The organism is Chromobacterium haemolyticum (assembly GCF_009936155.1).
Classification (GTDB): domain Bacteria; phylum Pseudomonadota; class Gammaproteobacteria; order Burkholderiales; family Chromobacteriaceae; genus Chromobacterium; species Chromobacterium haemolyticum.
The window spans coordinates 2,171,415-2,197,374 of sequence record NZ_AP019312.1 but is presented as its reverse complement, the minus strand read 5'-3'; the positions used below and the strand labels follow the sequence as shown (position 1 = coordinate 2,197,374).

General features: G+C 65.2%; 25 protein-coding genes. 16 read left to right on the top strand and 9 right to left on the bottom strand.

Annotation, left to right across the window (positions count from 1 at the left end; all coding sequences use genetic code 11):
• Positions 1-184: 184 nt before the first annotated feature.
• A complete protein-coding gene (locus tag GYH29_RS09970) occupies positions 185-1,117 on the top strand; it encodes a LysR family transcriptional regulator (RefSeq protein WP_161523621.1) in 933 nt (310 codons plus the stop codon).
• Between the two features lie 213 nt (positions 1,118-1,330).
• Here GYH29_RS09970 and GYH29_RS09965 read toward each other — a convergent pair whose 3' ends face one another.
• The 4 genes from GYH29_RS09965 to arfB form a co-directional block, all read right to left on the bottom strand.
• Complete coding sequence (locus tag GYH29_RS09965; protein ID WP_081574081.1) at positions 1,331-1,942, bottom strand: 3'-5' exonuclease; 612 nt, start codon at positions 1,940-1,942, stop codon at positions 1,331-1,333.
• Positions 1,939-2,145: a hypothetical protein gene (locus GYH29_RS09960; protein WP_019101381.1), complete on the bottom strand. Its 207-nt coding sequence runs from the start codon at positions 2,143-2,145 to the stop codon at positions 1,939-1,941. Before GYH29_RS09960 ends, GYH29_RS09965 begins: the two co-directional genes overlap by 4 nt.
• 75 nt (positions 2,146-2,220) lie before the next feature.
• Positions 2,221-3,843, bottom strand: coding sequence for a methyl-accepting chemotaxis protein (locus tag GYH29_RS09955; protein WP_019101380.1), 1,623 nt, complete (start codon positions 3,841-3,843; stop codon positions 2,221-2,223).
• Between the two features lie 83 nt (positions 3,844-3,926).
• Positions 3,927-4,334 (bottom strand): alternative ribosome rescue aminoacyl-tRNA hydrolase ArfB, encoded by a 408-nt coding sequence (gene arfB / locus GYH29_RS09950; RefSeq protein ID WP_019101379.1) that lies wholly within the window; start codon positions 4,332-4,334, stop codon positions 3,927-3,929.
• Between the two features lie 167 nt (positions 4,335-4,501).
• On the opposite strand from arfB, the gene GYH29_RS09945 reads away from it, so the two are divergent.
• Entirely contained in the window at positions 4,502-5,686 is a 1,185-nt protein-coding gene (locus GYH29_RS09945) for a GGDEF domain-containing protein (protein ID WP_161523620.1), read from the top strand.
• 1 nt (position 5,687) lies between these two features.
• Here the strand turns inward: GYH29_RS09945 and GYH29_RS09940 are convergent, their stop codons facing one another.
• A complete protein-coding gene (locus tag GYH29_RS09940) occupies positions 5,688-7,223 on the bottom strand; it encodes a thioredoxin family protein (protein WP_161523619.1) in 1,536 nt (511 codons plus the stop codon).
• Positions 7,224-7,375: 152 nt separating this feature from the next.
• On the opposite strand from GYH29_RS09940, the gene GYH29_RS09935 reads away from it, so the two are divergent.
• Complete coding sequence (locus GYH29_RS09935; protein ID WP_161523618.1) at positions 7,376-8,605, top strand: amidohydrolase family protein; 1,230 nt, start codon at positions 7,376-7,378, stop codon at positions 8,603-8,605.
• A 31-nt stretch (positions 8,606-8,636) separates the two neighbouring features.
• Here the strand turns inward: GYH29_RS09935 and GYH29_RS09930 are convergent, their stop codons facing one another.
• Both GYH29_RS09930 and GYH29_RS09925 read right to left on the bottom strand, forming a co-directional pair.
• Entirely contained in the window at positions 8,637-9,821 is a 1,185-nt protein-coding gene (locus GYH29_RS09930) for an acetyl-CoA C-acyltransferase (RefSeq protein ID WP_019101376.1), read from the bottom strand.
• A gap of 10 nt (positions 9,822-9,831) precedes the next feature.
• Positions 9,832-10,233, bottom strand: a complete 402-nt coding sequence (locus GYH29_RS09925; protein ID WP_019101375.1) for a MerR family transcriptional regulator — start codon at positions 10,231-10,233, stop codon at positions 9,832-9,834.
• A 137-nt stretch (positions 10,234-10,370) separates the two neighbouring features.
• On the opposite strand from GYH29_RS09925, the gene GYH29_RS09920 reads away from it, so the two are divergent.
• Genes GYH29_RS09920 through mmsB form a run of 6 tightly spaced genes read left to right on the top strand, consistent with a single transcriptional unit; the run spans position 10,371 to position 16,811 of the window.
• A complete protein-coding gene (locus GYH29_RS09920) occupies positions 10,371-11,219 on the top strand; it encodes a 3-hydroxybutyryl-CoA dehydrogenase (RefSeq protein ID WP_043593583.1) in 849 nt (282 codons plus the stop codon).
• Positions 11,220-11,270: 51 nt separating this feature from the next.
• Positions 11,271-12,773 (top strand): CoA-acylating methylmalonate-semialdehyde dehydrogenase, encoded by a 1,503-nt coding sequence (locus GYH29_RS09915; protein WP_019101373.1) that lies wholly within the window; start codon positions 11,271-11,273, stop codon positions 12,771-12,773.
• Positions 12,774-12,786: 13 nt separating this feature from the next.
• Complete coding sequence (locus GYH29_RS09910; RefSeq protein ID WP_161523617.1) at positions 12,787-13,947, top strand: acyl-CoA dehydrogenase family protein; 1,161 nt, start codon at positions 12,787-12,789, stop codon at positions 13,945-13,947.
• Between the two features lie 29 nt (positions 13,948-13,976).
• Positions 13,977-14,759 (top strand): enoyl-CoA hydratase, encoded by a 783-nt coding sequence (locus tag GYH29_RS09905; protein ID WP_019101371.1) that lies wholly within the window; start codon positions 13,977-13,979, stop codon positions 14,757-14,759.
• A 24-nt stretch (positions 14,760-14,783) separates the two neighbouring features.
• Positions 14,784-15,902, top strand: a complete 1,119-nt coding sequence (locus tag GYH29_RS09900) for an enoyl-CoA hydratase/isomerase family protein (protein ID WP_161523616.1) — start codon at positions 14,784-14,786, stop codon at positions 15,900-15,902.
• Between the two features lie 18 nt (positions 15,903-15,920).
• Positions 15,921-16,811 carry a 3-hydroxyisobutyrate dehydrogenase gene (gene mmsB, locus GYH29_RS09895; protein WP_043593573.1) on the top strand — a complete coding sequence of 297 codons (891 nt, stop codon included), beginning with the start codon at positions 15,921-15,923 and terminating at the stop codon, positions 16,809-16,811.
• Positions 16,812-16,855: 44 nt separating this feature from the next.
• Here mmsB and GYH29_RS09890 read toward each other — a convergent pair whose 3' ends face one another.
• Together GYH29_RS09890 and GYH29_RS09885 are read right to left on the bottom strand one after the other, a co-directional pair.
• Complete coding sequence (locus GYH29_RS09890; protein ID WP_043593571.1) at positions 16,856-18,391, bottom strand: mechanosensitive ion channel family protein; 1,536 nt, start codon at positions 18,389-18,391, stop codon at positions 16,856-16,858.
• Between the two features lie 271 nt (positions 18,392-18,662).
• A complete protein-coding gene (locus tag GYH29_RS09885) occupies positions 18,663-19,610 on the bottom strand; it encodes a tRNA dihydrouridine synthase (RefSeq protein ID WP_114152797.1) in 948 nt (315 codons plus the stop codon).
• A 58-nt stretch (positions 19,611-19,668) separates the two neighbouring features.
• On the opposite strand from GYH29_RS09885, the gene GYH29_RS09880 reads away from it, so the two are divergent.
• The 7 genes from GYH29_RS09880 to GYH29_RS09850 all read left to right on the top strand — a co-directional run bounded on the left by GYH29_RS09880 (position 19,669) and on the right by GYH29_RS09850 (position 25,953).
• Positions 19,669-20,139 (top strand): GNAT family N-acetyltransferase, encoded by a 471-nt coding sequence (locus GYH29_RS09880; protein ID WP_107732242.1) that lies wholly within the window; start codon positions 19,669-19,671, stop codon positions 20,137-20,139.
• A 61-nt stretch (positions 20,140-20,200) separates the two neighbouring features.
• A complete protein-coding gene (locus tag GYH29_RS09875) occupies positions 20,201-21,145 on the top strand; it encodes a nucleoside hydrolase (RefSeq protein ID WP_107732241.1) in 945 nt (314 codons plus the stop codon).
• Positions 21,146-21,160: 15 nt separating this feature from the next.
• Positions 21,161-21,376 (top strand): DUF1653 domain-containing protein, encoded by a 216-nt coding sequence (locus GYH29_RS09870; RefSeq protein WP_019103050.1) that lies wholly within the window; start codon positions 21,161-21,163, stop codon positions 21,374-21,376.
• Positions 21,377-21,384: 8 nt separating this feature from the next.
• The gene (locus GYH29_RS09865; protein ID WP_161523615.1) at positions 21,385-22,338 is read left to right on the top strand and encodes a histone deacetylase family protein; all 954 of its coding nucleotides are present in this window, start codon (positions 21,385-21,387) and stop codon (positions 22,336-22,338) included.
• Positions 22,335-22,859 (top strand): peptide-methionine (S)-S-oxide reductase MsrA, encoded by a 525-nt coding sequence (gene msrA, locus GYH29_RS09860; protein WP_019103052.1) that lies wholly within the window; start codon positions 22,335-22,337, stop codon positions 22,857-22,859. Before GYH29_RS09865 ends, msrA begins: the two co-directional genes overlap by 4 nt.
• A gap of 127 nt (positions 22,860-22,986) precedes the next feature.
• Positions 22,987-25,263 (top strand): ATP-binding protein, encoded by a 2,277-nt coding sequence (locus tag GYH29_RS09855; RefSeq protein ID WP_161523614.1) that lies wholly within the window; start codon positions 22,987-22,989, stop codon positions 25,261-25,263.
• A 21-nt stretch (positions 25,264-25,284) separates the two neighbouring features.
• Complete coding sequence (locus tag GYH29_RS09850; RefSeq protein WP_019103053.1) at positions 25,285-25,953, top strand: response regulator transcription factor; 669 nt, start codon at positions 25,285-25,287, stop codon at positions 25,951-25,953.
• Positions 25,954-25,960: the final 7 nt, after the last annotated feature.

Genomic DNA, 25,960 nt, shown 5'->3' with positions numbered 1-25,960 from the left:
GCGTTGCACGGCGAGTACAAGCTCATTTTCGCTCGCTCCCGCCTTGTCTCGCCCTCGCTCGCGAAACGTTGAACAGGCTCTAATGCGTGTGGGCGCCGCCGCTGCGGGCGCTTGTCCTCACTATCGCCGCAAACCCATGCCAAAATAAAATAATATGTTTTGATTATCCTCCTCGGAAAAAGCGATGAAGTTGACCCTGCGCCAATTGCGCTACGCGCTGGCCGTGGCCCGCCACGGCGGCATCAGCGCGGCGGCCGAGAGGCTGAACGTGTCTCAACCTGCCGTGTCCGCCGCCGTTGGCGAGCTGGAAAACATCCTGGGACAAGCGCTGTTTGTCCGCACCCGCGGCGCCGGAATGGCGACGACGCCGTTTGGCAGGCAGGCCTTGGCGCAGGCGCGACGGACCGTGGAAGCCGCAATGGCGCTGGAGGGGCTGGCCAATGGCGCGGACGCGCTGGCCGGGGAGTTGGCGCTAGGCTGCTTCGAGGACTTGGCGCCCTACTGCTTGCCGCCTGTGTTGCGCGCGCTGCGCGAACGTCACCCCTCTCTACGCGTAGAGGTGCGTGAATGCGGGTTCGACCTGATCGGTCCACAGCTGCTTCAGGGCGGGCTGGACGCCGCCATCAGCTATGATCTGGCGCTGCCGCCCACGCTGGCCTTGACCGAACTGCGCACGCTGGCGCCCCACGCGCTGCTGGCGGTTGACCACCCGCTGGCGCAGACCGAAAAGGTGATGTTGAAGGAGCTGTGCGAATGGCCGCTGCTGCTGACCGAACAGGCGCACAGCGGCCCGCACTTTCTGGACTTGCTGCGCATGCACGGGTTGCGACCGGCGCGGCTGGAGTCGGTCCGCAGTTTTGAACTACAGCGCGGCATGGTGGCCCACGGTCTGGGCGTGGCCATCGCTTACACCCGGCCCAGCGGCGACCACAGTTACGACGGCCGGCCGCTGACGCTGCGTCCCATCGCCGAACCGCTGCCGGAGCAACGCATTGTGCTGGCCTGCCTGCGCGAGCGGGCGGAGACGCCGGCTGTCGCCGCGCTGCGTGAACGCGCGCTGGACTGGTTCTCGGCCAGGCCCGCTTTTGGGGTCGGCGCGGCCGGCAACGATACATGACGAGCATTCAAAGGCGGCGTTCTCTCTGTCGAGTGACCGCGAAGCGCGGCAGATCAAAAACAGGTTCTCGGAGCGTGTTTACGATCTCGCGAGCTAAGGTGAGACAAGGCGAAAACGGCTGAGAAAGCGGAGTGTACACACGGTACATGAGCATTTCGAAGCCGTACTCACCGTGTAACGCTCCACGATGCGCAGCAGATCGTAAACAGGTTCTCAGCCAGCCTGGGCCTGCAGGTACTGACTTATCTTGGCCGCGCTGACCTTCTGCATGCCGCACAATTGGCTGTGATCGGCCAGACGCGCGCCGTAGCGGCGGCTGAGCTCGCCCTGCAAATGGCACAAGAGCTGCGCGGCCATTTCCGCGTCGGCCAGCGCCCGGTGGGCGCGGCCGGTGTCCGGTAAGCTCAGCCAGCGCGCCAAAGTGCCCAGCTTGTGGTCCGGCGCCTGCGGCAGCACCCGGCGCGACAACAACAGGGTGCAGGCGAAGTCCTGCTTGCGCGCCAGACCCAGTTGGGCCAGCTCGTAATCCCAAAACTTGCGGTCGAAACTGGCGTTGTGAGCAGCCAGCGGCGTGTCGCCGACGAAGCGCGCCGCTTCGGCCATCGCTACCGCCGGCGGCGGCGCGTCGCGCAACATCGCGTTGCTGATGCCTGTCAGGCGCTCGATCATCGGCGGAATCCACACGCCGGCGTTGATCAGGCTTTGATAGCGGCCGACGATGCGGCCGTCCTCCAGCAGCGCCACGCCGATTTCGGTGGCGCGGCAATCGCGCCCCGGAGACGCGCCGTTGGTTTCGAAGTCGATGACGGCGATGCGTCTACTCATTTCAGCGCCGCCCGCGCCGCCTCTTCCGGGCTCAGGCCATCGTAGTACTGATCGGTGTACCACTCCGCCTGTTCCTCGATATGCTCCTGCGCCTCCGCCACGGTGGCGCCGGCCGCCACCAGGTGAGTCTCCACCTCGGCGCACCATTCCAGCAGCGCGCGGGTTTCCTCGTCCAACTCGTCTTGTTTTTGCTTCTTGGCCATGGCCGTATCCTCACATCGCTTCCGCGTGCCGAAAACTGCGCATTCTACCCGCGCAGGCGGCGGCGGCCAAACCGCTCACACCCGCATATGACGTATGGATTCGCTCAGCTCGCCGAAATGACCGCGCAGTTGCACCAACTCGTCTTGCACCTGCCCCACCGAGCGACTGGTGGTGCCGGCGTGCTGAGTTACTTCGTCGACGTTGGCCAGGATCTGCGCCCCGGCCGCCTTTTGGTTATCCAGAAGCCTGGAGATATTGCGGATGCGCTCCTCAGCCACGCCGGCCTGGCGGCCGATCTGGTCAACCATGCCGCCCAGCTGCTTCACCAGTTCCACGCCCTGCTCCACCTGACCCACGCCGTTTTCCATACCGCTGACAACTTGCTCCGAGGTGGCCTGCAACTGGGAAATGACGTTGACGATATCCGCCGTCGCCTGCGCGGTGCGCTCCGCCAACGCGCGCACCTCGTCCGCCACCACGGCGAAGCCGCGGCCGGACTCGCCTGCACGCGCGGCTTCGATGGCCGCGTTCAAAGCCAAAAGATTGGTCTGATCGGCGATACCGCGGATTGCATCCACCATGCCGCCTATCTTGCGGATATCGCCTTCCAGCAATTGCACACTGTTGGCGCTGTGATGAATGGTTTGGGCCAGGTTGCCGATATTGCCCACGGTCTGCTGCACCGCCTTGCTGCCTTCGCTCGAGCATTGCCCCACTTCGCCGGCGATGCGCAAAGTGCTGTCGGCGTGCTCCGCAACACTGGCCAGATGGTCGGCCAGTTGCTGAATGGCGCCGGCCATGGACTGCGCCGAATCGGTTTGCAACCGGCTGGCCTGTTCCACGCCTTGGGTGAGTTGGGCAATCTCGTCGACCGAATCCCCAAGCGCGCCCGAAGTCTGGCCCACTTTGCCCACAATGCCCTGGAGGGTGTCCATCAGAGTATTGAATTCACCGATGGCCGCGCCCAGTTCATTGCGCCGTCCAACTTGCGCGCGGATGGACAAATCGCCGCTGCGTTCGATACGTTGCGCCGTATCCTTGAAACGCTCAATAGGCGGTAGCACCGATCGCGCCACCCACCAGCACAACATGGCCATCAGCAAAGCCGCGGCCAGCGCCGCCACAATGATGATCACGGCGGCCACGCCCACCTGCGCCACCGTGCTGTCGTTCTGCCGCCGCGAACCGCTGTCGATGGCGTCGGCCAGTTTTTCCATCTTGTCCTCCAGCAGCGCGAAGTCCTGCTGGAAGTCCTTAAGCTTGGCCGCGGCCTGCTCCGGCTGGTCAAAGCCGGCGGCTACGATGGCGGCCGCCGCTCCGGTATAGCGTTCCACCACCGGCAGAATTTGCTGCAGCAAGGAACGTGCCTCGGGATCGCTGATCTTGTCCTGGTTTTCCTTCATCGCGCCGAGAAAGCGCTTGCTGTGCTCCTCCACGTCCTTGCGGATTTCGGTCAGCGCGGCGCGATCGCCGTTTTTCTGCGCCAACATTAGCGCCAGAACATCGCCATGCACCGCGTCGTGCATCATGTCGGCATCCATTTGTCGCCGCACCGCGCCCTGGCTGTCCAGCAATTCATTGATGCTGCGCACCAGGTGCACCGTACTTTGGTAACCAACCGCGCCGATCAGCAGGCAGGATACCACTACCCCGAAAGCCAGCAGCTGCAGCTGCATCCGAATCGTCAAGCCTTGCATCGCGGTCCCCTTGCCTTAGCATTAATGCCCATAGCATTAACACTAATACATTCCCGAGATTCCGCCGAAGCAATTGCGGCCGACTACAGATCCACCTTGCCGCGCAGAGACTTGACTTCGCCGCGCCGCGTCTTGCCGGCCAGCCGCCGCTGTTTGGAGCCGTAAGTGGGTTTGGTGGCGCGGCGCGCCTTGGGGGTGTGGCTGGCGGCGTCGACCCAGGCTTGCAGGCGCTGCAGCGCGTCCGCGCGGTTCAATTCCTGAGTGCGGTACTGCTGGGCCTTGATCACCAGCACCCCGTCTTTGTTCAGCCGCTGGTCCGGCAAGGCCAGCAGCCGCTCCCGCAGCCATTCTGGTAGGGAGGAGGCTCGCACGTCGAAGCGCAGATGCACCGCCGACGACACTTTGTTGACGTTTTGCCCACCCGCGCCTTGCGCGCGCATCGCGCTGAACTCCACTTCGCGCTCGCTGATCGGATACCGCGGCTTGTCCATGATGCAGACCAACAGTCAAAAGAAATAATTGTAGCGCACCCGCCGCACCCCTTGGCATGGGGCGGCGTTTTATTTCAGAGTGAAATTGTATGAATATCAATAGACTGCTATTGTCGTGCGCTTGCCTGGCCGATACCCTGCCGGACGCTCTTTGCCCATAGAACACGATGTCATTTTTTCTCGACCCTCGGACAACACTGGCTTGCACCGCCGGCTACAGCCTGGTCATCTCCCTGGTCACTTTCCTGTTCTGGCAGCGCAGCCAGCGCCAACCCGCGGTGCTGGCGCTCGCCATCGGCGGGTTGCTGGACGCGGCGGCCGGCCTGCTCTATCTTGCCCCGCTGGACCTGGATCCCGCCTTGATTTCCATCAGCGCCAAGCTGCTGATCCAGTTGGCGGCGCTGCACGTTCTGATCAGCATTGAGCGTTTTTACAAGCACTCCAGCCACTACAGCCTGCCCTTGGGCCTGGCCCTGGTCTTCATTCCTTTGCTGCTGTTCATCCACGACGGCCTCGCGCATTCGGCACTGGCCCGCCACGCCATCTTCTCGCTGGGCGCCTGTCTGCTATGGGGCTTGATCGCCTGGCGGCTGTGGCAAGCGGAACAGGATTCTCCGCGCGCCGGCAAATCGCTGGCCTCGGCGCTTGCGGTGCTGACCCTGCTGCTGGAGCTGACGCGGCTGGCGCTGGCGCTGTCCGCCATGCAGCCGGACATCGAAGTCGCCGGCCAGCGTCAGAACCTGCTGCTGCTGATGACACAGTGGTCCGGCTATGGCGTGGTGGTGTGCCAGCTCTATCTGGTGTACGAGCGGGCGATGGATCAGTTGTTGCAGCAATCACGCAGCGACAGCCTGACCCACTTGCTGAACCGGCGCAGCTTCGATGAAGAGGCGGTGGCCGCGTTCCGTCTGGCCCAGCGCGAGCGGCGTGCCCTGTCGTTGATCGTGCTGGATCTAGACCATTTCAAAAGCATCAACGACCGTCACGGCCACTTGGCTGGCGATCAGGCGCTGACCGCGCTGGCCGACTGCCTGCGACGCCAAGCGCGTCAAACGGATCTGATAGGCCGCCACGGCGGCGAGGAGTTCTGCATTCTGCTGCCGGATACCGGCAGAGAGCAGGCGGGCCAGGTGGCGGAGCGGCTGCGCGCCGCCATAGCCCGCATTGAACTGCCGCTGCCGGACGCCGGCTCTCGGCTGCGTTTTACCGCCAGCTTGGGCGTGGCCTGTCTGAACAGCAGCCACGCCTCGCTGGAAAGCCTGTTCTGCGAGGCCGACGCCATGCTGTATCAAGCCAAGCACCACGGCCGCGACAAAGTGATGCTGTCTGCGCTGCCGGCCGCCGCGGCTTGATTCAAGACCGGGCGGACTGAGCCAGTCCCTCGCACACCGGCTTTTGAGGATCGCCGACCGGCAGCTTGCCGCACACCTCCTCCAATTGCCCGGCCAAGCGCGCCAGCGCCGCCTCCTGCTGTTGCTGCCGGCCCCAGGCCTTGAGCCGGTTTACGGCTTTTTCCAGCGAGCGCCGGTTGCGTTCGTAGAAGGCGCTGGGCGTGCTGCCCGCTTCCTTGAAGATCGCGCTGGCAGTGCTCTCGATCCGCTTCTCGTCCCCAGGCGCCAATTCAATCGCCCCGCTCAAATAGCTGACGCCCCATTGCAGACGCGTAGCCGGGCCGTTGGCGGCTTCGTAGGCCTGACGGTACCAGTCCAGCGCCCCGGCCTTGTCGCCTCGCTGCTTAGCATTGGAAGCCAGGATCAGCATATGGTAATAAGGCGCGTGCGAACGGCCCAGCTCCGCCTTGAGCAGCGCGTCGGATTCGTCCAGCCAGCCCGCTTGCGTCAACAGATCTGCGCCTGCGGTGATGACCGCTTGGCGTTCATAGGGATTTCCGGTGGCTTTGTCCGCCGCCGCCACTCGCTGTTTGACCTCCTCGCGCAAGGCGCGCGGCAATTCGCCCTTGGGCTGGTCCAAGCGAGCCAACGCCAACCGCGACGACAATGCGCCCAGGCGATCCGCGGTGGACAAGCCCGCGTCCACGGCCAGTTTGTCCAAAGCGGCGTCCCATTGCGCCGCCAGCGCCAAGCGCTCAGGCCCCTCCGCGCTCAAGGCCTTGACGATGTCGGCGGCGCTGTTGATCAAGATGTCGGCGTTGACGCGCGGCTGAGCCAAGGCTGCGCGCGCGATTGCCAGCCCTTGCGCGCGGTCCGTCACCGGTGTCTCCTCGCTGGCCGCGGCGGCCAGCGCTTTCAACTTCAACCGTAAGGCAGTGGCCGTCGGCTGGGCCGGAGCCTTGTCCGCCAGCCGCGCCAAAGTCGCCGCCACTTGTTTCTCCGGCACGATCTGCGCCTGATCCGTGTCCCAGGAATAGTCCGCCAGCAATTGCCAGTCCCCATCCGCCAACGCATCGCCGGCCAGGGCAGACTGCAGCAAGACTTTCACCGGCCGCGCCGCCGCCAGGCCCAGTTCCAGCGTGCGCAGATAACGCTCCGGGTCCACCTCGCCCGGCAGGCGGGTGATCTCCGCGCCGTCCGGGCGGAACAGAATCATGGTTGGATAGCCGCGCACCTTGAATTCGCTGCCCAACTTTTGCGCGTCCGGGCTGTCGCCGTCCAGGTAAACCGGCACGAACTGGCGGGTGCGGGCGATGAAATCCTGGCGGTTGAAAATGGTGGCCTTGACCTGGTTGCACGGCGGGCACCATACCGCGCCCCAGTACAGGAACAACGGCTTGTTTTCCGATTTGGCCTTGGCGAAGGCCGCCGGCACATCGCCTTGCAGCCAGGCAATGCCAGGCGGCAGCGCGTGGCCGTCCGCAGGGGCGGAGGCGGCTTCTGCCGGCAGCGCCAGGCTGGCGGCGACAAAGGCCAGCGAGATCAAGGTAAGCTTCATCGCAGAATTCTCTTATGGTTGGGTTGTCGAACCATGCTAACGCAATTATTCGAACGTAATAAAGTGCGATCGCTTCTGTGCTTAGCGATAAAAAATCCAATGTCGCGTTTCCACTGCGCGACACCGCCTCTTTCGCCGCAAGGACACCACGCATGACGACTCCCCCCGCTTACTGGCTTGGCCCTCTATTGCTGGAAAACGGCTTCGAACGCGACGCCGCCGGCCAAGTCGTCTCCACCGCCGCCCGCCGCGCCCATCTGCTGATCGCCGACGGCCGCATCGCCGAAATGCGCTTCGACTTCCCTCCTGACGACGGCCGGCCGCGACGCGACGCATGCGGCTGGCTGGCGCTGCCGGCCTTCGCCGACATGCACATCCACCTGGACAAAGGTCATTACGGCGGCCCCTGGCGCGCCGCGACCTCCTTCATCAGCGTGGCTGAGCGCATCCGCGAGGAACAGGGCTTTCTGCTCGATTTCCTGCCGGACACCCGGCGCCGCGCCGAAGCGCTGCTGGACCTGATTGCAGCCAGTGGCGTCGCCTTCGCCCGCGTGCACTGTAATGTGGACCCGGTGGCCGGCCTCGCCACCATGGAGCAAGTTCGCCTGGCGCTGGACAGCCGCCGGCATTGGCTGGATTACGAACTGGTCGCCTTCCCGCAACACGGCCTGCTGGCCGGCGACACAATCAAACTGATGGACCAGGCGCTGGCCGCCGGCTTCGACGTGGTTGGCGGAGTGGACCCGGCCAGCGTGGACGGCGATATCGAGCGTTCGCTCAACGCCACGCTGGAACTGGCGGTCAAGTACGGCGCGCCGGTGGACCTGCACCTGCACGACCGCGGCGAGCTGGGCGCCTACACACTGGAGCGGCTGGCGCGGCTGAGCGAATCCGCCGGCCTGGCCGGCCAGGTCTGCGTCAGCCACGCCTACTGCCTGGGAGAACTGGAGCCGGCCCGGCTGGACCAGGTGTGCGCGGCACTGGCCGCCAGCGGCATCGCCATCGTGTCGGCGGCACCCATCGACGTGCCCATGCCTCCGCCGCAAGTCCTGGCCGCGCACGGCATCCCGCTGAGCCTGGGCAACGACAACATCAACGACCACTGGACGCCGTACAACAGCGGCAGCATCGTCGAGCGCGCCAGCCGTCTGGGCGAGCGCCACGGCTGGAACGACGAATACGCGCTGAGCCGCGCCTTGCGCCACATCAGCCGCGGCCTGACGCCGCTGGACGACGCCGGCCGCCGCGTGTGGCCGCAAGTCGGCGACGCCGCCGACCTGACGCTGGTGGACGCCTGTTGCTCGGCCGAGCTGATCGCCCGCCGCAAGCCGGTTCGCGGCGTGCTGCGCGGCGGCCGGCCCGGCTGGTGGGCCGAAAGCTAGACCCAGCCAGGATCCGTCGCCGGGAAAGCCTTTACAGCAACTCCAGCGCCATCGCCGTCGCCTCGCCGCCGCCTATGCACAAGCTGGCCACGCCGCGCTTGCCGCCGCGCTGACGCAGAGCCGACAACAGGGTGATGATGATGCGCGCGCCGGAGGCGCCGATGGGGTGGCCCAGCGCGCAGGCGCCGCCATGCACGTTGACCTTGTCGTGCGGCAGGCCCAGGTCGTGCATCGCCGCCATCGTCACCACGGCGAAGGCTTCGTTGATCTCGTAGAGATCGACGTCGCCGGCGCTCCAGCCGGCCTGGGCCAGCAGCTTGCGGATCGCCTCCACCGGCGCGGTGGTGAACCAGCCCGGCTCCTGGGCGTGGGTAGCGTGGCCAACGATGCGGGCCAGCGGGCGCAGGCCGCGGCGCGCCGCCTCCGCCGCCGTCATCAACACCAGCGCGGCGGCGCCGTCGGAAATGGAGCTGGCGTTGGCCGGCGTCACCGTGCCGTCCTTCTTGAACGCCGGCTTCAGTGTCGGAATCTTGTCGACATTGGCCTTCAAGGGCTGCTCGTCGGTGTCCACCACCTGCTCGCCGCCGCGGCCGCTAACCGTCACCGGCGCGATCTCGTCGCGGAACAGGCCGTCGCGGATGGCTGCCTGGGCGCGGTTCAGCGAGGCGATGGCGAAGGCGTCCTGGGCCTCGCGGCTGAAGCCGTACTTCTCCGCGCACCATTCGGCGAACACCCCCATCAGCTTGCCCTTGTCGTAAGCGTCCTCCAGGCCGTCCAGGAACATATGGTCCTTGATTTCGCCATGGCCCAGCCGCAGGCCGGCCCGCACCTTGGTCATCAGATAAGGCGCGTTGCTCATGCTTTCCATGCCGCCGGCCACCATCACCCGCGCGCTGCCGGCGCGCAAGAGATCATGGGCCAGCATCGTCGCCTTCATGCCGGAGCCGCACATCTTGTTGACCGTGGTGCAGTTCACCGCCAGCGGCAGGCCGGCGCCCAACGCCGCCTGGCGCGCCGGCGCCTGGCCCTGGCCGGCCGGCAGCACGCAGCCGATGATGGCTTCGTCGATGTCCGCCGCCGGCACGCCGGCGCGCTCCACCGCGGCCTGGATCGCCGCTGCGCCCAGTTCCGCCGCCGTCTTGGCCGCCAAAGCGCCCTGGAAGCCGCCCATGGCGGTGCGCGCCATGCCCACGATCACGATGTCTTGCTGTTGCATTGCTCACTCCTCAAGTCGATTGCCGGGCATCCGCGCCGCGCTTGTCCAGCGTTTTCTCGCACTGATGCCGCAATTGGGAAATTTCGCTCAATACCACCTTGATGTCTTCCATCTGCTCCAACAGCTGCTGTTCCTTGCGTTGTAGGATGCGGATGAATTCGTGCAGCTGCGGCGCGTCGTCGCTGGCCGCGTCGTACAGCGCGAACAGCTCACGGATTTCCTGCAAGGACAGGCCGATGCGCTTGCCGCGCAGAATCAGCATCAGCCGCACCCGGTCACGTCGGCTGTAGATGCGGCGCTGCCCCGCCCGCAGCGGCTCCAGTAATTGCTGGTCTTCGTAAAAGCGGATGGTGCGCGTGGTCACGTCGAACTCCTGCGCCAACTCGGTAATGCTGTAGGTCTGCTCCGCCATCTTTCTCTCCCGCCCTCCCCGGCGCCGCCGGACCATTCGCGCAACATTCGCCGTTGCGCTTGTCATTGTTGATTGACGTTAACGTAAACGTCAAGCTATCTTGAATACAGCATAGAGCAAATAGTCGAGGAAACAACATGCAAGCCAAAATCGCAGTGGTGGGCGCCGGCACCATGGGCAACGGCATCGCCCAGGTCTTCGCCGCCCACGGTTACGACGTGCGCCTGGCCGACGTCAGCCAGGCCGCCCTGGACAAGGGCCTGGCCGCCGTCGCCTCCAGCCTGGCGCGGCTGGTGAAGAAAGGCCAGTTGGCCGAAGCCGATGTCCCCGCCATTCTCGCCCGCATCCAGACCACCACCCGCCTGGCCGACCTGGCCGACCGCGATCTGGTGGTGGAAGCCGCCACCGAGAACGCCGCCGTCAAGGAAAGCATCTTCCGCGAACTGGCTGCCGTGGTGCGCCCGGACGCGGTGCTGGCGTCCAACACCTCGTCGATTTCGCTAACCCGCATCGCCAGCTGGGTCAGCCAGCCGGAACGCGTGGTGGGCATGCACTTCATGAACCCGGTGCCGGTGATGCAGCTGGTGGAGATCATCCGCGCGCTGCAAACCAGCGACGCCGCTTACCGGCTGGTCTATGAATTGAGCCAGGCCTTGGGCAAAACCCCGGTTACGGTCAAGGACGCCGCCGGCTTCGTCTCCAACCGGGTGCTGATGCCAATGATCAACGAGGCTGCTTTCACGCTATACGAAAACCTGGCCAGCGCCGAGGACATCGATACCGTGATGAAGTTGGGCATGAACCACCCCATCGGCCCGCTGGCGCTGGCGGACCTGATCGGCCTGGATACCTGCTTGTCCATCATGGACATCCTCTACACCGAATTCCGCGACAGCAAATACCGCGCCTGCCCGCTGCTGGCCCAGCTGGTGCAGGCCGGCCACCTCGGCCGCAAGAGCGGCAAGGGTTTTTACAGCTACGCCTGAGCCGGCGCCGCCGGCAACGGGCTTTCATCAAGATTAGACGGAGGCAGCACCATGACCCAGGCAGTCCCCACCATCAAATTGCTGATAGGCGGCGAATTCGTCGAATCCCATAGCGCCGAATGGCGGAACGTCGTCAACCCGGCCACCCAGGAGGTGCTGGCGCGGGTGCCGATGGCCACCCAAGACGAAGTCGACGCCGCCGTCAGCGCCGCCAAGACGGCCTTCGCCAGTTGGAAGAAAACCGCCATCGGCGCGCGCGCGCGCATTTTCCTGAAGTATCAACAGTTGATCCGCGAGCACATGAAGGAACTGGCGGCGCTGCTGACCGCCGAGCAAGGCAAGACCCTGGCCGACGCCGAGGGCGACATCTTCCGCGGCCTGGAAGTGGTGGAGCACGCGTCCTCCATCGGCAATCTGCAACTGGGCGAATACGCGGAGAACGTCGCCGGCGGCGTGGACACCTACACCGTGCTGCAACCGCTGGGCGTCTGCGCAGGCATCACCCCGTTCAACTTCCCGGCGATGATTCCGTTGTGGATGTTCCCGATGGCCATCGCCACCGGCAACACCTTTGTGCTCAAACCCTCGGAACAAGACCCGATGGTGACCATGCGCCTGGTGGAGCTGGCGCTGGAAGCCGGCATCCCGCCCGGCGTGCTAAATGTGGTGCACGGCGGCGAACATGTGGTCAACGCCCTGTGCGACCACCGCGACATCAAGGCGGTGTCCTTCGTCGGCTCCACCAAGGTGGGCACCCATGTGCACCATCGCGCCAGCCTCAACGGCAAGCGCACCCAATGCATGATGGGCGCCAAGAACCACGCCATCGTGTTGCCGGACGCCAATAAGGAACAGGCGCTGAACCAGTTGGCCGGGGCCGCTTTCGGCGCCGCCGGCCAGCGCTGCATGGCGCTGTCGGTGGCGGTGCTGGTGGGCGAGGCCCAACAGTGGATTCCGGAACTGGTGGCCAAGGCGCGCGGCCTGAGAGTGGGCGCCGGTAAGGACAACCCGGACCTGGGCCCGCTGATCTCCTGCGCCGCCCGCGAGCGCGTGGCCGGCCTGATCGCCCGCGGCGTGGAAGAAGGCGCGCGTCTGGAGCTGGACGGCCGCGATATCCAGGTGGCCGGCTACGAGCGCGGCAACTTCGTCGGCCCCACCATCTTCTCCGGCGTCAAACCGGAAATGAGCATCTACCACCAGGAAATCTTCGGCCCGGTGCTGTGCCTGATGGCGGCGGACTCGCTGGACGACGCCATCGCCATCGTCAACGCCAACCCCAACGGCAACGGCACCGCGGTGTTCACTCAGAGCGGCGCGGCGGCGCGCAAATTCCAGGAGGAGATCGACGTCGGCCAGGTGGGCATCAACGTGCCCATCCCCGTTCCGGTGCCGCTGTTCAGCTTCACCGGTTCGCGCGGCTCCAAGCTGGGCGACCTCGGCCCTTACGGCAAGCAAGTCGTGCTGTTCTACACCCAGACCAAAACCGTCACCAGCCGCTGGTTCGACGACGCCGCCAGCGGCGGCAAGGTCAACACCACCATTTCGCTGCGCTGACAGGGAGCCCGCCATGGATTTCGCACTGACTGAAGAACAGATCGCTTTTCAGGACAGCGCCCGCGACTTCGCCGCCAGCGAACTCGCGCCGCGCGCCGCCGAATGGGACGAAGAGGAAATCTTTCCGCTGGAGGTGATCCGCCGCAGCGGCGAGATGGGCTTTCTCGGCCTGTACACCCCCGAAGCCTACGGCGGTCTGGGCCTGCCGCGGCTGGACTCCGCCATCATCTTTGAAGAGCTGGCCGCCGGCTGCACTTCCACCGCCGCCTATCTGACCATCCACAATATGGTGGCCTGGATGATAGCCAGCTTCGGCAGCCCGGAGCTGGCTCAGCGCTGGGTGCCGCGCATGGTCAGCGGCGAACTGCTGGGCAGCTACTGTCTGACCGAGCCCGGCGCCGGCTCCGACGCCGCCTCGCTGAAGACCCGCGCCGAGCGCAAGGGCGACCATTACGTGCTCAACGGCTCCAAGATGTTCATCTCCGGCGCCGGCAGCACCCAGGTGCTGGTGGTGATGGCGCGCACCGGCGGCCCCGGACCCAAAGGCGTGTCCGCCTTCGTGGTGCCGGCGGACGCGGCCGGGGTGCAATACGGCAAGAAAGAGAAAAAAATGGGCTGGAACAGCCAGCCCACCCGCGCCATCACCTTCGACAATGTGGAAATCCCCGCATCCAACCGGCTGGGCGAGGAAGGCCACGGCTTCGCTTTCGCGATGAAGGGACTGGACGGCGGCCGCATCAACATCGCCACCTGCGCGGTGGGCACCGCTCAAGCCGCGCTGGCCGCCGCCCAGCGCTATGTGCAGGAGCGCCAGCAATTCGGCCAGCCGCTGGCCGAGCTGCAAAGCGTGCAGTTCCGGCTGGCGGACATGCTGACCGAACTGGTGGCCGCGCGGCAGATGGTGCGGCTGGCGGCGTGGAAACTGGACCAGGCCAGCCCGGACGCCAGCGCTTATTGCGCCATGGCAAAGCGGCTGGCCACCGATTTGAGTTTCAATGTGGCCAACAACGCGCTGCAACTGTTCGGCGGCTACGGCTATCTGAAGGACTTCCCGCTGGAACGCCACGTGCGCGATCTGCGCGTGCACCAGATCCTGGAAGGCACCAATGAAGTGATGCGGATGATCGTGGCGCGCAAACTATTGCAAGACGGCGCGCTGGAAACGCTGCGCTGAGCGAAACCGAATCAATAAAGGCAAACGCCATGAACAACTACGCCCACCTGAACGTGGAAAAACGCGGCCACACCGTCGTGGTCACCATAGACAATCCGCCGGCCAACACCTGGAACCGAGATAGCCTGAGCGCGCTGAAACGACTGGTGGCGGACCTGAACGCCGACCGCGACATCTACGCGCTGGTGATCACCGGCCAGGGAGAAAAATTCTTCTCCGCCGGCGCCGATCTCAATCTATTCGCGGACGGCGACAAAAAGGTGGCCACGGAAATGACCATGCTGTTCGGCGAGGCCTTCGAGGCGCTGTCCGCCTTCCGCGGCGTCAGCATCGCCGCCGTCAACGGCTATGCGATGGGCGGCGGCCTGGAATGCGCGCTGGCCTGCGACATCCGCATCGCCGAGGAGCAGGCGCAAATGGCGCTGCCTGAAGCCGGCGTCGGCCTGCTGCCCTGCGCCGGCGGCACCCAGAATCTGCCCTGGCTGGTCGGCGAAGGCTGGGCCAAACGCATGATTCTGTGCGGCGAGCGCATCGACGCGCGCACCGCCGAGCGCATCGGCCTGGTGGAAGAAGTGGTGGCCAAAGGTCAGGCGCTGGACGCCGCGCTCACGCTGGCGGCAAAAGTCGACCGCCAATCGCCGTCGTCGGTGGCTGTGTGCAAGCAGCTAGTGCAACGCGCGCGGCTGCAGCCGCCGGCTCACAATCTGATCCACGAACGCGAAGGCTTCATCAAGCTGTTCGACACGCAGGATCAGGGCGAAGGCACCCGCGCCTTCCTGGAAAAACGCGCGCCTCAGTGGAAGAACGCCTGATCTTCACCCAAGGACGAATCCGCCATGTCCCACCTGGTACTGTTTGAAGAACTGCCGGTCCGCGGCGGCCAGCGCATCGCCATCGCCACGCTGAACGCGGAAAAATCGCTGAACGCGCTGACGCTGGAGATGATACGGCTGCTGGACGCGCGCTTGAACGCCTGGGAGAACGACGACGCCGTGGTGGCCGTGCTGTTGCGCGGCGCCGGCGACAAAGCCTTCTGCGCCGGCGGCGACGTGCGCTCGCTGCGCGCCGCGCTGCTGGAAGACGACGACGTCTATCCCAACCCGCACGCCGTCGCCTTCTTCAGCGAGGAATATCGGCTCGATTACCACATCCACCGCTACCGCAAGCCGCTGATCGTCTGGGGCGGCGGCATCGTGATGGGCGGCGGCCTCGGCCTGATGGCCGGCGCCAGCCACCGCGTGGCCACCCCGGCCACCCGCATCGCGATGCCGGAAATCACCATCGGCCTATACCCGGACGTGGCCGGCAGCTGGTTCCTGCAACGGATGCCGGCCAAGCTCGGCCTGTTCCTCGGCCTGACCGGCGCGCCGCTGAACGCCGGCGATGCGCTGCTGTGCAATCTGGCCGACCACGTGCTGCCAGCCGACGGCCAACCAGCCTTGCTGACGGCGCTGCGCGAACTGGCCTGGGAACAGCCGGCGGAACGCCACCACGGCCTGGTCAGCGCCTTACTCAACGAGATGGAGCGCGGCGTGGCGCAGCCGGAAGCCAACGCCGGCCGCAACCTGCTGGCGGTACACCAGTTGATGAACCGCGGCAGCCTGGACGCGGTGGCCGCCTCGCTGCGCGACACCGCCTTCGAAGACCCGTGGCTGGCCGCGGCCGCCAAGAGCTTTGCCCACGGCTGCCCCAGCTCCGCCGCGGTGTGTTGGGAAATCTTCCAGCGCGCCAAACACCTGTCGCTGGCCGAGGTCCTGCGCATGGAGCTGGCGCTGTCGGTCAACTTCTGCGCCAAGCCGGACTTCCGCGAAGGCGTGCGCGCGCTACTGGTGGACAAGGACCGCGCGCCGCAATGGCATTGCCGCGAGCTGGCCGACATTCCGCCGGGCTGGGTGGACAGCCATTTCGATTCCCCGTGGACGGCGGCCGAACACCCGCTTGCCTCGCTCCAATAACAATAGAGGAGACAGAATATGCAAACCATCGCCTTCATCGGCCTGGGTAATATGGGCGGACCGATGGCCGCCAATCTGCTGAAACACGGTTATAAGCTGAACGTGTTCGACCTGTCCGCCGACGCGCTGGCCAAGCTGGCCGCCGCCGGCGCGCGCTCGGCCTCCTCCGCCGCCGACGCCGTTCGCGGCGCCGACGCGGTGATTTCCATGCTCCCGGCCGGCCGCCACGTGGAAGGCTTGTACTTGGGCGAGTCCGGCCTGTTCGCGCAACTGCCGGCCGGCACCCTGGTGGTGGACTGCAGCACCATAGACGCCGCCACCGCGCGCAAGGTGGCCGCCGCGGCCGACGCCGCCGGCCTCAAGATGCTGGACGCGCCGGTGTCCGGCGGCACCGCCGGCGCCGCCGCCGGCACGCTCACCTTCATCGTCGGCGGCGCCGCCGCCGAGCTGGAGCGGGCGCGGCCCTTGCTGCAAGCCATGGGCAAGAACATCTTCCATGCCGGCGCCGCCGGCGCCGGCCAGACCGCCAAGATCTGCAACAATATGCTGCTGGGCATCCTGATGGCCGGCACCGCCGAGGCGCTGGCGCTGGGCGTGAAGAACGGGCTGGACCCCAAGGTGCTGTCCGACATCATCAGTCAGAGCTCCGGCCGCAATTGGGCCACCGAGCTGTACAACCCCTGGCCCGGCGTGATGGAAAACGCGCCGGCCAGCAGAGGCTACAGCGGCGGCTTCATGACCGAACTGATGCTGAAAGACCTGGGTCTGGCCGAGGAAACCGCGCTACACAGCCACGCGGCCAATCCGCTGGGCTCCTTGGCGCGCAATCTGTACGAGGAGCACGCGCAAGCCGGCTTCGGCAAGCTGGATTTCTCCAGCATCCTCAAGCACTTCCACCCGCTGGATTGAGCGCCGTCGCGCGGCCCCGCCTTGGGGCCGCCTACCGCCTCCGCTCAGTGCTTGGCCAGGCCGAAGAAACGGCGGATCTTGTCCACCAGCTCCGCCCGCTGCGGCGAACCGTGACCTTCCTGCCAATCCTGCGGCAGCTTGCGGGTGCGCTCGGCCAGCCGTTCGGCCAGAATCGACGAGATCGCCTCCGCCAACTCCTTGCGCGAACTCAGAATGGACTGGAAGGACTCCTTGTCCAGCCGTAGGCACTCCACATTGGAACGCGCGATCACAGTGCCACTGCGCGCCTCGCCGGTCATCAAGCCCATTTCGCCGAAGAAGTTGCCGCCCTCCAGCACGTCCACCAGCTTGCGGCTGCCGTCCGGCAGATTCACCCACACTTCCACCTCCCCGTTGAGCATGATGTAGAGCCAGTGCGCCACTGCGCCCTGGTGCATGATGATGTCGCCAGTAACGAAGGGGGTGAACTTGAGTTGATCGGCCAGCACCACCAACTCCTCGTCGTTGAGGCTGGACAGCAGTTCCACCTTGCGCAGCGCCTGCACCCGCTCTTCCAGATGCTTCTTCATCCGCGCTTCCATGTACTTTTCATTGTCCTTGATGGTCAGCACATTGTAGTGCGGCGAGGACATCTTCAGATTGTGGCGGCGCAAGGCGGCATCGATATGGGTGCGCACCACGGAGTCAGTCAGGTCGTCGGCGGCGAGATCGGTCAGCCAGTAACGCACCGCGTACTTGCTGTAGCCGTTTTCGAAGCCCATCAGAATGCAGTTGGGCTCCGGCGACAGCGCCACGCCGGGCAATTGCGCCTCGCGCAGGGAACGCTCCACCACGGAGATGATCTGGTTGGGCAGCGTGTCCCAATTGATGTTGAACCACACCCAGCGCCGCCATTGCAGCGGCGCGCCCTGGTGCTTGCCCAGGATGGCGAACTGCCCCTTCATCAGCTGGCTGTTGGGAATCACCACGGTTTCCCAGTTGCGGGTTTCCACCAGCGTGGCCCGCCAATTGATTTCCACCACCCGGCCGGATAGCTCGCCGGACTTGATCCAGTCGCCCACCTCCACCGAATTGTCCAGCTGCAGCGACAGGCCGGCCAGGATATTGCCCAGCGTGTCCTGCATCGAGAACGCCAGCACACCAGTGATCACCGCCGAGGTGGTGACGATGTGGCTCAGGTCCAGGCCGGCCAGGCGCAGCAGTACCAGCCCCCAGCCCACGCAGCCCAGCACCAGCAGAATGTCTTCCAGGATGCGCGGCGGATGCAGGCGCAGCAAGGGCAGGAACAGCCGCATCAGCATCATCGCCCACAGCCGGATCAGCGCCAGGCCCAGCACGATGATGGCCACCTGCTTGACCCACTCCGCTACCGCCTGCCCGTCCTGAGGCCCCAGATTGATCACCACCAGCGCAATGGCGGCGGCCAGCAAGGAGCGCAGCGTCGATTTTCGGGTTTCCGGCCGCAGTAGATAGAGCAAGGCGGCGCAGGCGGCGGTCAGCGCCACGAACAACGTCAGGCTGTCGTGCCACGCCTGAGGGATCAGCTTTTCCAGCCAGCTAACCGTCGGGGCCGTATCCATGCCGCCTCCGCGATGAAGTCTTGATGGGAAACCGCCGATGGCGGCGCCGCTGCGGCAGGGAACTAAAGAGGAAACAACAGTCCGGCCGCTTTTCATTGATAGTCCATCGCGGCGGATAAAAAAAATCCCTCCCGTATAGGGAGGGCTGCAAGGTATCGGGGAAGTGTAATCGCCGGAGCTGGGGAGCCGCCGGAATCACAGCGCCCTGCTATACCAGTGCAGCGCGCAATTGAATGCTACACATTCCCATAGCATTTAGATATGAGTACATTTACTTAGCAAGCATGTCTCGCAGTACAGGTTCCACTTCGTCCGGCGTGGTCAGCCTGCGGATGCGCTCAAACAAGGCGCCGGCCTCCGGCCAGGTTCGCTTCAGTTGCCCCAGCCATTGCTTGGTGCGCGCCACCGGGTAGCGTCCATCCTCGGACTGGACGCGGCACTGCAGAAACAAGTCCAGCACCCAGGGCTGCATCTCGTTCCAGGGCATGGGTTCGGCGCCGTCCTGGCGCTTGATGCGCAAAGCCAGGTCCGGGCAGGCCACCAGGCCTCGCCCTATCATCACCGTGTCGCAGCCGCTTTGCTCGCGGATAGCGCGGTAATCGTCCAGCGTCCACACTTCGCCGTTGGCCACCACAGGCACCGCCACGCTCTCGCGGATGCGGGCAATCCAGTCCCAGTGCGCCGGTGGGCGGTAGCCCTCCACCTTGGTGCGGCCATGCACCGCCAGTTCCTGCGCGCCGCCGGCCTCCAACGCCCGCGCGCACTCCAGCGCCCGGCTTTTGTCTTCATAGCCCAGCCGCATCTTGGCGGTAACCGGTATTTCGGCTGGCACCGCCGCGCGCACCGCCTGCACGATCTGGAACAGCAGTTCAGGGTCGTTAAGCAAAACGGCGCCGCCGCGATGGCGGTTGACAGTGGGAGCCGGACAGCCGAAATTCAGATCTATGCCCGGCGCGCCCAGGCTGGCGGCCTTGGCGGCGTTCTCGGCCAGGCAAACCGGGTCCGAACCCAGCAACTGCACTCGTACCGTAACGCCGGCGCGGGTCTTGCCGCCGCGCGCCAGCTCCGGCGCCAGCCGCATGAAGGTGCGGGTGGGCAAAAGCGCCGAGGTGACGCGGACAAACTCGGTCACGCACAGATCAATGCCGCCCACCCGGGTCAGCACATCGCGCATCGCCTCGTCCACCAGGCCCTCCATCGGGGCAAGAACCAATTTCATTGCAAACATCGCCGGAAAAAAGGCGAATATTGTACCGCAAAGCGGGGAAAGGCATTCAATGCAAATCGCTATTCGCCAGGCCGACGCGGAGTCCGTCGGCTCATGGCTGCCCTTATTTCTGGCCTATCTCGATTTTTATCGGACAACGCAGCCGGCTGAGGCCTGCGCCGCCTTTCTGGAACAGCGGCTGCGCAAGGGCGAAGCGGTGGTTTTCCTGGCCGAAGACGCGGCCGGCGTCCAAGGCTTCGCCCTGCTCTATCCTGGTTTCTCCTCGCTAGGCTTGCGTCCGCACTGGTTGCTGCACGACTTGTTCGTATCGCCGGCCTCTCGCGGAGGCGGCGTCGGCCAATTATTACTGGAACATTGCCAGCGCCATGTCGCCGCGCTGGGCGGCGGCGTCACACTGCAAACCGCGCACGACAACCTGAACGCACAGCGGCTGTATGAACGATCAGGGTTTAAACTGGATACCGAATTCCGGGTCTATGAATGGAGCGAGTCCTCGTCGTCAGCACCGGCCGCGCCTTGACGCGCCGCCAAGCGCTGCGGCATCCTTCGCCCCCTTGATGACATTGCCCAATGAAGCCGACATGAAACAGCACCGCGTCATTTTCGATACGGACCCCGGCCTGGACGATGCGGTCGCCATACTGTTCCTGCTGGGCGCGCGCGCTGACATCGAGCTATTGGGGATGACCACGGTGGCCGGCAACGTCGGCGTGGAACTAACCACCCGCAACGCCCGCATCGTCTGCGAATGGGCCGGACGCAGCGACGTGCCCGTTTACGCCGGCGCAGACCGGCCGCTGGTCCAGCCCTACCAGGGCGCCGAACATGTGCATGGTGCCAGCGGCCTGGACGGCGCGCCGTTGCACGAACCCGTGATGCCGGTGCGCTCAGAGCATGCGGTGGACTTCATCATCGACACGCTGCGCCGCGAACCTCCGGGCAGCGTCACCCTTTGCCCGGTGGGGCCATTGAGCAATATTGCTCTGGCCCTGCGCCGGGCGCCGGACATCGCCGCGCGCATTGGCCGCATCGTGCTGATGGGCGGCGGCTATTTCGCCGGCGGCAACATGACTCCAGCGGCGGAGTTCAACATTCATACCGATCCGCACGCGGCGGACATTGTGTTGCGCAGCGGCGCGCCCATCGTCATGTTGCCGCTGGATGTCACCCACCAGGCAACCACCACTCCGGCGCGCGTGGCGCTGCTGCGCGACCTCCCCAACCGCTGCGGGCCGCTGGCGGCCTCGCTGCTGACGTCTCTGGAGCGCTACGACGTGCAAAAGCTGGGCCAGGACGGCGCGCCGGTGCACGACCCCTGCGTGATCGCCTACCTGCTGCGCCCCGATCTGTTCCGCGGCCGCACCGTCAACGTGGTAGTGGAACTAGCCGGCCACTACACCACCGGAGCCACCGTGGTGGACTGGCACGGCGAATCCGGCCGCGAGCCCAACGCGCTCTACCTGACCGAGGTGGACGCCGACGGCCTGTTCCAACTGATGGCCGAGGCCCTCGCCCATCTGCCGTAAACCCAAGGAGGCCCCATGAAAATCGCTCCCGGCATTTATCGCCATTACAAAGGACCGCTCTACGAAGTAGTGGGTACCGCCACCCACTCCGAAACCGGTGAACTGCTGGTGATGTACCGCGCGCTTTACGGCGAGTTCGGCCTGTGGGCGCGCCCGGCCGGCATGTTCGAGGAAAGCGTCGCTCACGAGGGCCAGACCCTGCCGCGTTTCGCCTTGGTCAAAGCCTTCTGAGCGCCGCGATGCGCATTTTCCGCACCGATCAATTTCCGCTGCCGCTGCCGCCCGGCCATCGCTTCCCCGCGCAAAAATACGCGCTGCTGGCGCAGGCGGTGGCGAGGTTCGCCGCCGAGGCAATGGACGCCGCGCCGGCTGCCAGCCGCTACGAGTTGGCGCAGGCCCACGACGACGCCTATCTGGACAAGGTGTTCAACGGCGCGCTCAGCGCCGTCGAACAGTGCGAGATCGGCTTGCCCTGGAGCCCGCAACTGCTGGAACGCAGCCGCCGCTCGGTAGGCGCCACCATCGCCGCCGCCCGCTGGGCGCTGGCGCGCGGCTGCGGCGTCAACCTGGCCGGCGGCACCCACCACGCCGGCCGCGCGATGGGCAGCGGATTTTGCGTGTTCAACGACATCGCCGTGGCCGCGCGGCTGATGCTGGACGAAGGCCTGGCTCGGCGCGCGCTGGTAATAGACCTAGACGTGCACCAGGGCGACGGCACCGCCGCCATCACGCGCGGCGACGACCGCATCTTCACCTTCTCCATGCACGGCGCCGGCAACTTTCCCTTCCTCCGCGAAGCCAGCAACCTGGACATAGAACTGCCGGACGGCGCCGGCGACGAAACCTACCTCGCCATTCTGGCCGAGCAACTGCCGCGCCTGTTCGCCGCGGACCCGGACCTGGTGTTCTACCTGGCCGGCGCCGACCCCTACGCCGGCGACCGCCTGGGCAAGCTGGCGCTAAGCTTCAACGGCCTGGCCGCACGAGACCGCATGGTGCTGGAAGCCTGTCGCCAGGCCAAGGCCGCTGTCGCCGTTGTCATGGGCGGCGGCTACGCGGTGCCAATTGAGGACACCGTGGCGATCCAGACCGAAACCGTGCGCCTGGCTTGGCACATTTTCGGCGCCGAGGGACAGATCCCTCGCCCCGACACGACTCATACTCATCCCACCCGTCAATGGAGCCAAACATGAAAACCGCAACCTTCGCAGGCGGCTGCTTCTGGTGCATCGAAAGCGCCTACAACCGCTTGGCCGGCGTCCACAGCGCCATTTCCGGCTATACCGGCGGCCCCGGCGCCAACCCCAGTTACAAAGAAGTCTGCGGCGGCCGCAGCGGCCACGTGGAAGCGGTGCAGATCCGCTACGACCCGGCCCAGATCGATTACGACACCCTGCTGCGCGCCTTCTTCGCATTGCACGACCCCACCACCCTCAACCGCCAGGGCAACGACGTCGGCCCGCAATACGCGTCGGTGCTGTTTTACCACGACGAAGAACAGCGTCAGGCGGCGGAACGCATGCTGGCGGACCTGGCCGGCGACTACCCTGCGCCCATCGTCACCCGGCTGGAGGCCGCGGCGCCTTTTTATCCGGCGGAAGACTATCACCAGAAATACTTCGATCAACATGGCCACGAGCCCTATTGCCAGATGGTTGTAGCGCCAAAATTGGCCAAGTTTCAGCAACATTTTTCTGTTTACTTGAAGAAATAAGCCACACCCTGCCAGGGGCGAACCCAGCTCCCGGCTTGGTTCGCGCGCCCCGGGCATCGCCGCTATAATCCGGCACAGTAGCGGCGATGCCCAGATTGGCTGCGCGCCGGACGAACCCAACCTCCCCATGGCAGACAAGCACAGTATCATCACTGCATTCCGCACCGCCTTCACCCGCCACCTGGACCTGTTGCGCACCGCCTCCCCCCGCGGACGCCTGGCCTGCGCCGTGTTGTGGCTGCTCACCTTCGCCCTGTTGCTGGGCCAATCGGTGGCGTTGGACCTCAATCAGCAGCATCAGGAACACCAACAGGTGCACAGCCTGATTCTCTCCGGCCTACAGACCCGCCTGCAGGAAAGCGAGATGCTGCAACAAAGCGTGGTCGACATCGTCGATCAGGAAAACAGCTTGCGTGAAGCGCGCATCCGCCTATTGGTGGAGTCTCTGGCGCGCGAACAGCCTCAGCTCTACTTCATCGGTTACCAGCCGCTGGTCAGCCACGCTTACCGCCGCGAATTTGAACGCATGCGCAGCCAGCTGCAAGGCCAGCCCTACCGCATCCGCGACTACCAGCACCAGCAGGACAACGCCTGGGACCAGCAACAAGCCTGGCGGCTGGCGGCTAAACGGCCGCGCTACCTGCCGCTTAGCATGGCCGAGCCCGGCCTGGCCTCCGACGATTGGCGCGAAATGGGCCTGGACCTGCTGGCCGACACCGTGCTGGCGCCCACCGTCCACCGCGCGATGGGTCAGGGCGAGGCGGTATCCCCGGTGCTGCGCCTCAACAACGGCAAGCAGGCCCTGGCCTTCTTCTCCGCCATCTACAATACCGAAGCGCCCTCGCCAGTGCCGCTGGTGCGCAGCGAGCAGACCGCGGGCATGGTGGTGCAGGTGCTGGCGCTGGACAAGCTGGTCAGCCTGACCCCCAATATGGCGACGCGCTACAGCGTGGCCTTACAGCGCAAGGACAGCGCGCCCAGCGGCTACGACCCGCTCATCTACCGCCATCAGCAACAGGACCAGCCCGGCTGGCTGGCGCAATGGCTGCTGCCGGCCCTGGAAATCCGCAAGAGCCTGGACACGCCCTACCTGCCCTATGAACTGACGGTGCGCCGCCAGCTCAGTTTCGACCGCACCGCTCCGCTGGAGCTCCTGCTCAGCGCCGTCTTCTCCATGGTGCCGGCCTACCTGTTGCTGGTCATCCTGGCGCTGCGGGCGCAAAACCGCCAGGCGCAGGAACAGGCGCAAGACAAGCTCCACCGCGAGCGCGAATACGCGATGGTGGCGCTCAGCGGCATCAGCGACGCTGTGATCAGCATCGACATCGACCTGAGCATCCGCTACCTCAACCCGGCGGCGGAAACCCTGCTTGGCCTCAAAGCCCGGGACGCCGCGCAACGCAAGCTGCATCAAGTGGTGAGGCTCAACTACGAGTTTGCGCGCCAGGTAGAGGAGGATCCGGTGCACAAGGCCATCCAGCGCCGCGAAACCGTGCTGCTGGCGCAAAACTGCTATCTGATGCGCAGCGACGGCGAAAAACTGCTGATCGAAGGCTCGGTTTCCCCGCTGCCCGGCCGCGACGGCCGGCTGATGGGCGCGGTGCTGACCTTCCGCGATACCGCGCCGATCCGCCGCCGCATGCTGGCCGCACTGGAAGCCAGCGAAACCCGCCTGCGCCAGCACGAAATGGAGCTGGCCCGCGTCGCCCGCATCAACACCATGGGCGAGATGGCCTCCGGCATCGCACACGAGATCAACCAACCGCTGTCCGCCATCATGAGCTACTGCCAGGCCGGCCTCAGCCTGCTGGAAGACGAAGAGCCGGACATGGCCATGCTGCGCCGCGCGCTGGATTCCTCCGTCACCCAGGCCAGCCGCGCCGGTCAAATCATCCAGCGCCTGCGCGAATTCGTGATCAAAAAAACCCAGCAATTCACCCCCATGGATCTGAACCAGGTGGTGGACAATGCGCTCAACCTGCTGGAATACGAACTAAAAACCCACGATATTCATATTGAGCAGAATATTTGCCATGATCTGCCCTTGGTCTACGCTGACAACATACAACTGGAACAAGTGGTGCTGAACCTGATGCGCAACGCGCTGGACGCCATGGAAACCGTCGCCCCCTGGGGGCGGCTCAGCATCGCCACTAGCCTGAACGGCCGCTGGATCCGGCTCAGCATAGGCGACAACGGCGCCGGCATCGCGCCGGAATTGCTGGATCGCATCTTCGCGCCCTTCTTCAGCACCAAAGCCAGCGGCATGGGATTGGGCCTGGCCATCTGCCAGACCGCCATAGAAGCGTTTGGCGGCAAGCTGAGCGCGCGCAACAAATCAACCGGAGGCGCGGAATTCATCATTGAACTGCCGCAAAGGGACGCGCCGCCGTCAACGGGGTAACCGGCAGGAGTCAAAAACACAATGCAAAACACCACGCCAACCGTCTACATCGTCGACGACGATCCGGCCGTACTGGATTCGCTGGCCATGCTGATCGCCGCGCAAGGCATGCGCACCGTCACCTTTCCCAACGCGATGGAGTTTCTCGCCCACTACGGCGGCAACGACATCGCCTGCCTGGTGCTGGACATCCGCATGCCGCAAATCACCGGCCTGGCGCTGCAGGAGCAGCTGATCGACAAAAACGTGACCCTGCCCATCGTCTTCATCACCGGCCACGGCGACATCGAACAATGCCGCCGCGCCTTCCAGACCGGCGCCATCGACTTCCTGACCAAGCCGATAGACCAGGCGCGGCTGATCGAAAGCCTGCGCAAGGGCATACGCCTGAGCATCCTGCAACACCGCAAGGAAGAAGAAACCCAGGAAGTGATGGGCCTGCTCGCCCGCATAAGCGGCCGCGAGCGCGAAGTGCTGGAACTGGTGGCGGACGGCATGTCCAGCAAGGAAATCGCCCGGGTGCTGGACCTGTCACCGCGCACCATAGAAGTACATAGGGCCAACCTGTTCAACAAACTCGGTGTAGACTCTCTGGCGGACCTGGTGCGCTTCTACCTGAAAGCGCTGGAAGCCACCGGCAAGAAACCCAACGACGACAGTTTTTTGAACGATACGCCCACCCCTTACTGAAACAACG